Source organism: Buchnera aphidicola (Sarucallis kahawaluokalani) (assembly GCF_005080725.1).
GTDB classification, from domain to species: domain Bacteria; phylum Pseudomonadota; class Gammaproteobacteria; order Enterobacterales; family Enterobacteriaceae; genus Buchnera_L; species Buchnera_L aphidicola_AF.
Window position 1 is genome coordinate 390,195 of the sequence record NZ_CP032999.1, and the last position, 12,350, is coordinate 402,544.

A 12,350-nucleotide genomic window follows, 5' to 3' on the forward strand; every position below is an offset into this window, starting at 1 on the left:
AAAATAAAAATATATAAAATATTTTGATTAAAATATGTTTTTTACGAAAAATTATATCATGCATATACAATATATAATATATAATAAAATTAAATAAAAATAATAAATATAAATAATTTATAAAAAATAAAATTTTATAAAAAAATATGTAAATCAATGAAAAAAAAAATTTTAATAAAAAATCATAATATAAAAAAAAATCCTCCATATTCTTTAGAAGCAGAACAATGTATATTAGGCGGATTAATGTTAGATAATACAAAGTGGGATATGATATCACAGCATATTTCTGAAGAAGATTTTTTTAATATACCACATAAAATAATTTTTCATGCAATGCAAAAATTAATAAATAATAATTGCCCAATAGATTTAATAACTTTATCCACATCACTAAAAAAACAAAACAGGTTAGATACAATAGGAAAATTTTCATACTTATCAGAAATTATTAAAAATACACCCAGTATTTCTAATATTACAGCATATGCAAAAATAGTTAAAGAATATGCAATATTACGGGAAATAATTACGATCGGTACTAATATTACAAATCTGGGATATAATACAAATGGAAAAACAAGTACAGAAATTTTAGATTATGCAGAATGTAATGTATTAAATATTTCTCAAAAAATAATAAATAAAAATCAATACCCTAAAGATATAAAATTTGTTCTTGATAAAACAATAACTACAATAGAAAAAATAATTAATTCTCCAAATGAAAATAATTTAACTGGACTAGATACAGGATATATCGATCTTAATAAAATTACATTAGGATTACAAAATTCAGAATTAGTGATTATTGCAGCACGACCCTCTATGGGAAAAACAACTTTAGCAATGAACATTTGCGAACATGTTGCTATTACATATCATAAACCAGTATTAATTTTTAGCTTAGAAATGCCTAGCGAACAAATTATGTTACGCATGCTATCTTCCCTTTCAAGAGTATACCAACATCATTTACGAACTGGAAAATTAACCGATGAAGACTGGTCATGTATTTCTAGTACAATTAATATTCTTTTGAATAAAAACAACATATACATAGATGACTCTTCGCAATTAACACCAAACGAAATACATTCCAAAGCAAAAAAATTATATAAAAGCAAAGGTTTAAATTTAATCATGATTGATTATTTACAACTAATACATGTACCACATTTATCCACACAAAGAACATTAGAGATATCTGAAATTTCTAGAACATTAAAATCCTTAGCAAAAGAACTTAATATACCTATTATTGCTGTTTCACAACTAAATAGATCATTAGAACAAAGATCAGATAGACGACCTATTAATTCAGACTTAAGAGAATCTGGAGCCTTAGAACAAGACGCAGATTTAATTATGTTTATTTATAGAGATGAATTATATAATGAACATACTACATCAAAAGGAATTGCAGAAATTATCATCGGAAAACAAAGAAATGGTCCAATTGGTATGGTGAAATTAATTTTTAACGGTAATTTATGTCGATTTGATAATTATTTTATATAAAAAATAATAGATAAAACATGTATAGAAAGGTAGTAAAATCATTCATACTATACAAATTATTGATTGAATTCATGCAATGTATAATATAAAATATAAAAAATTTTCATTTAATAAAAAATAAATTTATATAAAATAGTATATATTATTCAACTAATTATTGAGCATATTACGTGGAAAATACTTTACAAAATAATTTTTTAATTGCCATGCCGGGTATACAAAATCCTGTTTTTAAAAAGAGTGTAATATACATATGCGAACATAACAAAGAAGGTGCAATGGGTATTATAATAAATAAACCATTAAAAACACTTAAAATAAAACACCTTTTAAAAAAACTAAACATTAAAACATCTTCTTGTCTATGTGGACCAAAAATTCAAGATGCAGTTATTATGGGTGGACCCCAAGCTCAAGAAAGAGGATTTATATTACATTCATCCAATCAATTATTTTACTCTAGTATTCGAATATCAGAAAAAATTGTTATTACAACCTCTAGAGACATTTTGGAATCTATTGCAATGCTTGAACAACCAATGAATGTATTAGTTGCTCTTGGATATTGTACATGGGATAAAAACCAATTAGAACAAGAATTACTAAACAATTTTTGGTTAACAACAACAGCTAACCAAACGATATTATTTAATACACCAATGAAAAAAAAATGGATACAGGCATCTAAAATTATAGGTATTGATATATATAAATTATCCATTTATTTTGGACATTCTTAAATTATGTTAATATTATCATTTGATTTTGGTACAAAAAATATTGGTGCAGCTATTGGTCAAAATATTACATACACAGCACATGCATTAAATTCCATTAAAGTTATAAAAGGTATTCCTGATTGGAAAAAAATTTCATATCTCATTAAATATTGGATGCCTAAATTAATTATAGTAGGATATCCATTACATATGGACGGATCCAAACAAAAAATGACACAAAAAACCATCATTTTTTCTAAATTATTAAAAAAAAAATATCATATTGATGTACAATTACATGATGAAAGATTAACAACCATAGAAGCAAAATCCATACTTTATACAAACGGAGGATATAAAAAATTAAAAAAAAAAAATATTGATTCTTTATCAGCTGCATTAATATTAGAAAGCTGGTTTCAAAAAACAAAATTCAAAAAAATATAAAACCCTTTACTTCCGGGAAAGTAAAAATGTTTATACCTCCACTCAGTTTATATATTCATATACCATGGTGTATAAAAAAATGCCCATATTGTGATTTTAATTCATATAAACTACTACAATCTGATTCACAAGAAAAATATATCAAACATTTAATTCAAGATTTAAAAAATGATATACAGGTTATACACAATCGAAAAATTAATACTATTTTTATAGGTGGAGGTACGCCCAGTGTAATACATAATGATTTAATGAAATATTTTTTAAAAAAAATAAAAAAAATATTATCCATAACAAAAAAAATAGAAATTACTATTGAAGTAAATCCAGAAAATATTACTCTTGAAAAAATATTAGATTATATAACATGTGGTATTAATAGAATATCATTTGGTGTACAAAGTTTTAATACAAAAATATTGCAATCTATTGGTAGAACTCACTCTGTGCAAAAAACTATAAATATGCTACAAGAAATAAAAAAATACACCAACATAAATTTTAATATTGATTTAATGTATGGCTTACCAGAGCAAACATTACAACATTGTTTATCAGATTTAGAAGCAGCTATATCAATAAATCCAAATCATATTTCTTGGTATCAATTAAGTATAGAAAAAAACACTGTTTTTTATTATCAAACACCAAATCTACCTAAAGAAAATAAAATTTGGAAAATGTATCATCAAGGAAATAAATTACTTATAACATCCGGTTACCTAAGATACGAAATATCTTCATATACAAAAAAAAAAAATTTTTGTTTACATAATTTAAATTATTGGAAGTTTGGAGATTATATTGGTATTGGATGTGGCGCACATGGTAAATTAACTCAAAAGAATGGAGATATTATACGTATCACTAAAAAAAAAAAAATTTATCAATATTATAATAATCAAAAAAAATATGTTGAAAAAATACATAAAATTCAAGATATAGATAAACCAACTGAATACTTCATGAATGTTTTTCGATTATTTCAACCAATTAAAAAAAAAAATTTTAAATTATATACTAACTTAAATTTAAAATATATTAGTAAAAATATTCAAAAAGCAATATCGAAAAAATATATTTTCCAATCAAAGAAATATTGGTATGTTTCTCAAAAAGGAAAAAATTTTCTGAATAATCTAATTATGTTATTTATGTAAATATTGATATTACTGAAATCGAAAAATTAAATGAAAAATTTTATTTTTTTTTAAAATTGCTTTTTTCCCAAAACGAGTATTTTGTACAATATTTTTAAAATATACGTAATTAAATATATTTGATAGATTAATAACATTATTCATATTACTAATAATATTTGTAATATGCTGTACATATAATGTACAATCAGTTACTATATGTAGTATACCATTATAAATAAGCTTTTTTTGAATTAATTGAATAAATTCTAATTGTAGTATTCTTCTTTTATGATGACATCTTTTTGGCCAAGGATCAGGAAAAAATAATTGTATTATATGTATTGAACGATCATGAATCATAGATTGTAATACTTCCACAGCATCATGTACAATAATTTTTATATTATTAATCTTGATGTTTAATAAATAAATTTTTTCTATTAAAAAACTAACACCAGGTACATATACCTCAATTCCTAAAACATTATATTCTGGGTAATTTATAGCCGTATTAAGTAGATTTTCTCCATAACCAAAACCAATTTCTAAAATTATAGGTAGTTTTTTTTTATGAAATTCTGTATCTAAATCAATTAACCGATTTTTAAAACTAATACCAATAGTATACCAATTTTTTTGTAATATCTCTATAATATATTTATTTAAAGGTCTATAACGATTATTAAAACTATGAATTTGACGCAAAAAAGTACCTGCTTTATTATATTTAGGTGTAATAAATTTTTTAATCAGGATATTTTCCATAAACGGTTTATCGCCTTTTTTTAAAAATGTATTCTTAATCCTAAAATACATATACAATATATAATACTATATTATAATTATACAAAATACTTATATTATGCAACCTTGGAAGTTTTCTCAAATAATCATTAATTGGCAACATCAATTCGGCCGAAATAATTTGCCCTGGCAAAAAAATAATGATCCATATCGTATTTGGATATCAGAAATAATGTTACAACAAACACAAGTAATAACTGTTATACCATATTTTAAAAAATTTATACATATATTTAAAGATGTACAATCTTTAGCGCAAACAAATCTAAATCAAGTACTATATTTATGGAGCGGACTGGGTTATTATCATCGAGCATGTAATATTTATAAAACTGCACAAATTATACATAGTAAATATTATAATAACTTCCCAAAACAATTTATTGATTTAATCAAACTACCAGGTATTGGAAAAACAACAGCACACGCAATTTTATCTTTTGCATATAATTACTCTTTTCCAATCTTAGATAGTAATGTAAAACGTATATTAATACGATTTTATCAAATACAAACACACAACATAAATAAATACACACAAGAAAAAATATTGTGGAATATCATCAATTATATGTCACCTATTCACAATACTAAAAAATTCAATCAAGGTATGATGGATTTAGGTGCAATAATATGTATTCATAAGAATCCAAAATGTAGCATTTGTCCAATTAAAAATTCATGTAAATCTTATGTATATGCAAAAAATATACCATCCATAAATTTTATTAAAAAAAAAAATAAAAAAAAATGTTTTTTTTATATCATATTACAATATAAAAAATATATTTTTTTAGAATACCGAAATAAAAAAAATATTTGGAAAAATTTATTTTGTTTTCCTGAATTTTATAATTTACAAGAAATGCAATATTGGTTATATAAATATCAAATTAGTAATACAAAATATAAAAAATATTATTATATGAAACATCAATTTAGTCATTTCACATTAAAAATGGTATTAATTCATGTTATATTAAAAAAAAAAAATTATAAAAAAAAACATGATATTTGGTATAATTTAAAAAAAAATATAAAAATAGGTATACCTAAACCAATAAAAGATGTATTATTAAATCTTTATCACAATCCATATTTTTAATAAAATACAATAATATGAAAAAAATATTTTGTCAACACTACCAAAAAATACTAGAAGGTTTTGAAGAACAATTTTATCCTGGAAAAATAGGGAAAAAGATATATAAAAATATTTCAAAAAAAGGTTGGAAAAAATGGATAAAAGAACAAACAATTTTTATTAATGAAAACAACCTTAATATGACTAATCAAGAACATATCAAACAAGTTGAACAACATATGATAAATTTTTTATTTCATAAATCATTTCAAGATAAATCTTGAAATCAACGAGTCAACGTATTTTTTTAAATCAGATAATAAAATATACTCTTTATCTGTAGAATGATATTGATTTAGTAATTTTTGTAATTTTGCAAAGTATTTATCTAAGTTCTCTATTGAAAAAACTTTTTTAAGATGTATACTCCATTTTATACTTTCCGATTTATTTAATAATTCTGGAAAATTACGTGCGCGTAATCTAAAAAATATTTCTTCTAATTGATGATTATTAAAATTAAATTTAAATTTTTTCCAATGATCTACCTTTATACTATGTATTTTATGCATAATATTTCTTTCGTACTGAGAAAAAAAAGAATTATATATCTGTAAATCTACATTATTCGTAATATTTTTATAACTATAATTTTTGAAAACATGCATAATTTTTTCAAAAAATATGTTATTTCTTTTTATAATATCTATTGTGCGTAAACAGTTTTGTAAATTAATTCTGCATTTTAACAATTTCTTTTGAGTAAATAAACTCACTGGAAGTAAAAGAGGACACTTGCTAATATTTAACCAATTAACACCGAGATTATTTAATTCTGTAATAGTAATATCATTAATTTGAGTCACACGTAAATAATGTATTAACAAAGAAACATCTATGTACAAATCAAAAAATAATATACTATTATAATTATTCATATTCCAAAATAACGGAACAATACAAGTAGTATAATTTCTAAAACAACCAATAACAGGTGAAATATAAACCATTGGTTGATAAATATTTATATCAATCAGTTTTTTAATATTTTTTTTTAATCGATATTTAAAAAAAAAATTAAATAATTCTGGATTTTTTTTTTTGATAAAACGAATAATTTCAATTGTTGTATACACATCGGATAAAGCATCATGAGCATAATGATTAATATTATTACTTTTTGCTAAATCTTCTAACTTGAAACTAGTAAACCCAAACTTATTTTTAGGCCAAATAATACAATGAGGCATTAATACGTAACATGCCCTTACAAGACATATTAAATCCCATCGAGAATTAAAATTTTTCCAACTCCAAGAATAAGGGTCTAAAAGATTACGATAAAAAATATTTCTTGTGATTTCATCATCAAACTGCAAATTATTGTATCCAATAATACATGTATGACTACTATTAAAAATTTTAAAAATTTTTCTAGAAAAAAAAAATTCATTTAAACCATGCTTTTGAACATATTGAGGAGTAATACCGGTTAGTAAAATTGCTTCAGGGTGAGGTAAATAATCATTTGGAAGTGAGCAATAAAAATAATATTCCTTACCAAGAATATTAAAGTTTATATCAGTTCTTACACAGGCAAATTGAGATACTTTATCTAACGATGGATTTACCCCAAAAGTTTCATAATCATAAAATAAAAAACTAAAATTAGAACATGAATTATACACGATAAATTATTCAATATCAAAAATTGTTGAATTTAATATATGTTGTATTTTATCTCCCCCGACTGGACTCGAACCAGTGACATACGGATTAACAGTCCGCCGTTCTACCAACTGAACTACAGAGGATTATTAACACATAATAATATTATCATGTAAAAAAAATTTTGTCAAAAAAAAATAATTATACTATAATAATTATATTGTGTAAAATAAAAAAATGCACCGGCCCTTTAGCTCAGTGGTAGAGCACGCGACTCATAATCGCTTGGTCGCTGGTTCGAATCCAGCAAGGGCCAAAAAAATTCTATATATATATATATATATATAAATTGTTTCTTGATAATAAAATAAATGCATAAAAAAAAACAATCACACATGAAAATCCAAAAAGAAAAGTTCATTCAATTAATTTTTATAAAACAAGCTTTACAATTTGGTCAATTTAAATTAAAATCAAATCGCTATAGTCCATATTTTTTTAATTCACATTGTTTTTATAATGGTGCAGATATATTACAAATAGGTGAAATATATAGTGATATGATTTATGCATCTAAAGTTCATATTGATGTTATATTTGGTCCAGCATATAAAGGTATTCCATTAGCTACAGCAACAGTAATAGCTTTAAAAAACAAATATAATCTTGAAGTACCTTACTTCTTTGACCGAAAAGAATATAAACAATATAGCGATATTGGATATATTATTGGTAAAAAATACAATAAAAAAAAAATTGTTATTATAGATGATGTAATTACATCAGGAAAAACCATTCAGAAATCTAATAAAATAATTAACATTTTAAAAAATCAAAATAGTATTTCAGGAATATTTTTTTTATTCGATCGTGAAGAATTTGGAACATCGAATAAATATACTGCAAAAAAAGAATTACAAAAAAAATATAACTGTCCAATAATCTCTATGATTAGTATTACAGATATAATTAAATACTGTACTGAGCATAATATATATCCAACAGATTTATCTAAAATAGTTAAATATTATCAACAGTATAAGCCATCAAATAAAATAAATACATAAAAATGGTATATGATATTTATATACCAGAATGTCCAAAACCATTAGTATTTCGTATAGTCGGTATAAAATCAGACACAATATTAAAAATCGGTTTAACAATTGGAACAAATATTAACTGTGCAATTCTATCACCTGGATAAATATAAAAATCTTTTAACCCTCGATTCCAAATAGATATCATTAGTTGTCCTTGATAATCTGCATCGATTATACCAATTGTATTACCTAAAATAATACCATGATGATGACCTAAACCAGAACGAGGAACAATCATCGCAGTAATTAATGGATTTTTAATAAAAACTGCAATACCAGACGGTAATAATATTACTTGATTAGAACAAATTTTTATTTTTTTAGATACCATTGCTTTTAAATCTAAACCACACGATCCTTCAGTATAATATTTTAAAGAAGAAGCAGATAATCTTTTATCTAAAATTTTTATATCTATAATACACATAAATCATTTCACCATAAAATATAAATTATAAATCAATAGACTTTTAAAAATAAAGATGTATTATTTAAATAATACATCTTTTTTATTAAAAATATAACTAAAATACATATCGATAATACTTATAGAATCGTTAACTATATAATTACGATTTTTTAGAAATAATATTAATTGTTATATAACATGAAATATCTTTATAAGGCTGAAAAACAATATTATAATTCCCTATTTTACGAATCAAACCACCATATATAATTAACTCGTTTTTTTTTATAGATATACCCAATTCTTTAATTGCTTGTAATATTTCCTTTACACCAATAGATCCAAATAACTTTCCTGTCGATCTCGCTTGAGAAAATATACACACAGGCGTAATTTTTTTTATTTCTAAAATTCGTAATTGTGCATTTTGGATATCTACTTGCTCTTGTAATTGTATCTCTTTTTCTTGACGATCTAACTCCTTAATATTAACAAAATTTGCAAATGTAGCCATACCATATGGAACAAGATAATTTCTAGCGTATCCTGATTTTACTACAACGGTATGTCCAAATTGTCCTAATCCTGGAATATCTTTTAATAAAATAATTTTCATATTCATATTATAATATAGTCAAATTATCGATGCTGATCTGTATAAGGAATTAATGCAAGATATCTAGCACACTTAATTGCTTTAGATAATTGTTTTTGATATTTTGAACAAGTACCTGTAATACGACTAGGAACAATTTTGCTATTTTCTGTGATATAACTTTTTAAAGTTAAAATATCTTTATAATCTATCTTAACAACTTTTTCTGCAGTAAATCTACAGAATTTTCTTCTTCGAAAATATCGAACCATGACCACTCCGTATAAAAAAATCAATACATTTATAAAATTTTTTTCATATTAATAACATCTTATAACTTAACTACTTTTTTTTCATCTTTAATTTTTAACATCGGTGATATAGAATTAATTTTATTTTTTACATTTAAAATTAAATTCCGAATAACAAAATTATCAAAACGAAGTATTTTTTTAAATTGATCAATATTATGAGGTGATAACTCAATATTCATTAATATATAATATGCTTTACGTAACTTCTTCACAGAATACGCTAACTGTCTTCTTCCCCAGTCTTCAAAACGATGTATCAAACCATTATTTTTTAAAATAAATTGTTTATAAATATTAATAATTTTTATTAACTGCTCCGATGTTTGATCAGGATGTATCATGAGTACAATTTCATAATGACGCATAAAATTAAAAATCCTTTTGCACAATATTTTGACATTAAATCATTCAAAAAAAAAATAAAAAAACAATATATCATTGTATTCCAAAAAAGTATATACAATTGATCCTATAAAAAAAATTAAAAAACAATTTAATATAGAGATGTTTCTTTGCTCTATTCCTCCTAAAAAATTCTACATACTATTTGTATTGAATAAATTACGTACTATAATTGTTTCACTTCTTTCAGGACCAGTAGAAATTATATCAATATATACACCATTACCAATATAATTTTCAATATAATTAATATAATTTTGTGCAAAAAAAGGTAGTTTTGAAAATTCAGTAATACCTTTTGTAGAAATTTTCCAACCAGGAAAAACTTTATATACTGGTTTTAATATACTCCAATCTAAGTAATCAAATGGATTATTAATAATTTCAGCAGTATAAATATTTTCATATGCAATACACACTTTTATTTCTGATAATTCATCTAAAACATCTAATTTAGTTAAACACAAAGAAGAAATAGAGTTTATCATCACCATACGTAATAATAATACTAAATCTAACCAACCTGTTCTTCTTCTACGACCTGTAGTAGATCCAAATTCTTTACCTTTGTTACATAAATAATCATCAACTTCGTTTTTTAATTCCGTAGGAAATGGTCCATAACCCACTCTAGTACAATAAGCTTTAAATATACCAATAATAATATTTATCTGGTTTATATGAACACCTGATCCAGTAAATACCCCCCCAAGGGTACTATTAGAGGAAGTAACATAAGGAAAGGTACCATGATCTAAATCTAATAAAGCTCCCTGAGCACCTTCAAAAATAATACGTTTCTGATCACGATCTGCATTTTTTAAAATCGTTGGTATATCTTTAATTTTATCTTTGATAATACGTTGAGCACATAAAATATTTTCCCAAACAATATTATACTCCACTGGCTTAGATTTATAATAATGTACAAATTGAAAATTATAATAATCAAGAACACGTTTTATTTTTTCTTGTAATACAGATTCATTATATAAATCACAGATTCGTATACCATAACGAGCAACTTTATCCTCATATGCAGGACCAATACCTTTTTGAGTTGTACCAATACATAATTTACCAGATAATTTTTCTCTTAAAACATCCATCTTAATATGGTATGGTAAAATTAAAGGACAATTTTTTGATATAAATAAACGGCCAACAACTGAAATACCTAAACTATCCAACATTTTTATTTCATTAATTAAACTATTAGAAGAAATTACTACTCCATTACCTAACATACAAATCACATTTTGATGTAGTATACCTGAAGGAATTAGATGTAAAATAATCTTTTTTTTTCCTATCACAAGAGTATGGCCGGCATTATGTCCACCTTGATATCTCACTACATAGTTTGCTTGTATAGTCAGAAAATCTACAATTTTACCTTTTCCTTCATCACCCCACTGCATACCTAGTACAACAATATTTTTACTCACATATCCGCCTTATATAAAAATCAAGTCAAATCCTATAAATCAGAAAAATAAAATATGTCATGCATAATTAAACAATAAATACTATTTTGAAAATATGTATAATAAATATTATATAACATCTAGCCAAGAAAGAGTAGATTCAAGTAATTTACATCCATGTGTCGTCAAAATCGACTCAGGGTGAAATTGAAACCCACAAATCTTATCCTTGTTATTTCTAACTGCCATAACCATATTATTAAAAAAAGCATTAATGATTAATTTTTTTGGAATTTTCTGACAAATTAAGGAATGATATCTTGCTACTAATAATGGATTAGGTAAATTATAAAACATATCTTTTTGATCATGATAAATATACGATGTTTTTCCATGTATGATTTCTCCTGCGTACTCTACAGTACCACCATAATATTCCACAATAGCTTGATGTCCTAAACAAATTCCAATAATTGGTATTTTGCCAATTGTATAACGTAATAAATCTAACATACAACCAGAGTTTTTTGGTTGGCCAGGTCCAGGAGATAGTAATATCACTGGATGTTTCAGTTTTGATAAAGTACATAAAATAATCTGTATATCCACTGTATTACGATAAATAATTACATTATTTCCCGTTGCTCTCAATTGATCAACAATATTATATGTAAAAGAATCAAAATTATCTATTAGAAGAATATCTTTAGACATA

The 12,350-nt window shown here is 23.8% G+C and carries 15 protein-coding genes and 2 tRNA genes; 8 read left to right on the forward strand and 9 right to left on the reverse strand.

The window, feature by feature from the left end; translation table 11 throughout:
- Window positions 1-156 precede the first annotated feature (156 nt).
- The 4 genes from dnaB to hemW all read left to right on the forward strand — a co-directional run bounded on the left by dnaB (window position 157) and on the right by hemW (window position 3,847).
- Window positions 157-1,521: a replicative DNA helicase gene (gene dnaB, locus D9V78_RS01895; protein WP_158350875.1), complete on the forward strand. Its 1,365-nt coding sequence runs from the start codon at window positions 157-159 to the stop codon at window positions 1,519-1,521.
- A gap of 170 nt (window positions 1,522-1,691) precedes the next feature.
- Window positions 1,692-2,261, forward strand: a complete 570-nt coding sequence (locus D9V78_RS01900) for a YqgE/AlgH family protein (RefSeq protein ID WP_261978892.1) — start codon at window positions 1,692-1,694, stop codon at window positions 2,259-2,261.
- 3 nt (window positions 2,262-2,264) lie between these two features.
- Window positions 2,265-2,687: a Holliday junction resolvase RuvX gene (gene ruvX / locus D9V78_RS01905; RefSeq protein ID WP_158350880.1), complete on the forward strand. Its 423-nt coding sequence runs from the start codon at window positions 2,265-2,267 to the stop codon at window positions 2,685-2,687.
- Window positions 2,688-2,713: 26 nt separating this feature from the next.
- On the forward strand, window positions 2,714-3,847 hold the full coding sequence (gene hemW / locus D9V78_RS01910; RefSeq protein ID WP_158350882.1) for a radical SAM family heme chaperone HemW: 1,134 nt from the start codon (window positions 2,714-2,716) through the stop codon (window positions 3,845-3,847).
- Window positions 3,848-3,856: 9 nt separating this feature from the next.
- Here the strand turns inward: hemW and trmB are convergent, their stop codons facing one another.
- Window positions 3,857-4,645, reverse strand: a complete 789-nt coding sequence (gene trmB / locus D9V78_RS01915) for a tRNA (guanosine(46)-N7)-methyltransferase TrmB (protein WP_158350884.1) — start codon at window positions 4,643-4,645, stop codon at window positions 3,857-3,859.
- A gap of 46 nt (window positions 4,646-4,691) precedes the next feature.
- Here trmB and mutY point away from each other — a divergent pair, with 46 nt between their 5' ends.
- The gene (mutY, locus tag D9V78_RS01920) at window positions 4,692-5,738 is read left to right on the forward strand and encodes an A/G-specific adenine glycosylase (RefSeq protein WP_158350886.1); all 1,047 of its coding nucleotides are present in this window, start codon (window positions 4,692-4,694) and stop codon (window positions 5,736-5,738) included.
- 14 nt (window positions 5,739-5,752) lie between these two features.
- Window positions 5,753-6,001 (forward strand): oxidative damage protection protein, encoded by a 249-nt coding sequence (locus D9V78_RS01925; protein WP_158350889.1) that lies wholly within the window; start codon window positions 5,753-5,755, stop codon window positions 5,999-6,001.
- On the opposite strand, the gene sbcB is transcribed toward D9V78_RS01925, so the two are convergent.
- Window positions 5,981-7,405, reverse strand: coding sequence for an exodeoxyribonuclease I (gene sbcB / locus D9V78_RS01930; RefSeq protein WP_187306105.1), 1,425 nt, complete (start codon window positions 7,403-7,405; stop codon window positions 5,981-5,983). The two genes, D9V78_RS01925 and sbcB, sit on opposite strands and share 21 nt — an antisense overlap.
- Window positions 7,406-7,458: 53 nt before the next feature.
- Window positions 7,459-7,531, reverse strand: a tRNA-Asn gene (locus D9V78_RS01935).
- Between the two features lie 98 nt (window positions 7,532-7,629).
- On the opposite strand from D9V78_RS01935, the gene D9V78_RS01940 reads away from it, so the two are divergent.
- Together D9V78_RS01940 and pyrE are read left to right on the forward strand one after the other, a co-directional pair.
- Window positions 7,630-7,701, forward strand: a tRNA-Ile gene (locus D9V78_RS01940).
- A 55-nt stretch (window positions 7,702-7,756) separates the two neighbouring features.
- The gene (gene pyrE / locus D9V78_RS01945; protein ID WP_158350893.1) at window positions 7,757-8,452 is read left to right on the forward strand and encodes an orotate phosphoribosyltransferase; all 696 of its coding nucleotides are present in this window, start codon (window positions 7,757-7,759) and stop codon (window positions 8,450-8,452) included.
- Between the two features lie 16 nt (window positions 8,453-8,468).
- On the opposite strand, the gene dut is transcribed toward pyrE, so the two are convergent.
- The 6 genes from dut to D9V78_RS01975 all read right to left on the reverse strand — a co-directional run bounded on the left by dut (window position 8,469) and on the right by D9V78_RS01975 (window position 12,349).
- The gene (gene dut, locus D9V78_RS01950) at window positions 8,469-8,915 is read right to left on the reverse strand and encodes a dUTP diphosphatase (protein ID WP_158350894.1); all 447 of its coding nucleotides are present in this window, start codon (window positions 8,913-8,915) and stop codon (window positions 8,469-8,471) included.
- Window positions 8,916-9,057: 142 nt separating this feature from the next.
- Window positions 9,058-9,513: a 50S ribosomal protein L9 gene (gene rplI, locus D9V78_RS01955; RefSeq protein ID WP_187306106.1), complete on the reverse strand. Its 456-nt coding sequence runs from the start codon at window positions 9,511-9,513 to the stop codon at window positions 9,058-9,060.
- A gap of 23 nt (window positions 9,514-9,536) precedes the next feature.
- A complete protein-coding gene (gene rpsR / locus D9V78_RS01960; RefSeq protein WP_158350898.1) occupies window positions 9,537-9,764 on the reverse strand; it encodes a 30S ribosomal protein S18 in 228 nt (75 codons plus the stop codon).
- 59 nt (window positions 9,765-9,823) lie between these two features.
- Window positions 9,824-10,171: a 30S ribosomal protein S6 gene (gene rpsF, locus D9V78_RS01965; RefSeq protein ID WP_158350900.1), complete on the reverse strand. Its 348-nt coding sequence runs from the start codon at window positions 10,169-10,171 to the stop codon at window positions 9,824-9,826.
- Window positions 10,172-10,342: 171 nt separating this feature from the next.
- Window positions 10,343-11,656, reverse strand: coding sequence for an adenylosuccinate synthase (locus D9V78_RS01970; RefSeq protein ID WP_158350902.1), 1,314 nt, complete (start codon window positions 11,654-11,656; stop codon window positions 10,343-10,345).
- A 108-nt stretch (window positions 11,657-11,764) separates the two neighbouring features.
- A complete protein-coding gene (locus tag D9V78_RS01975) occupies window positions 11,765-12,349 on the reverse strand; it encodes an aminodeoxychorismate/anthranilate synthase component II (protein WP_158350904.1) in 585 nt (194 codons plus the stop codon).
- Window position 12,350 lies beyond the last annotated feature (1 nt).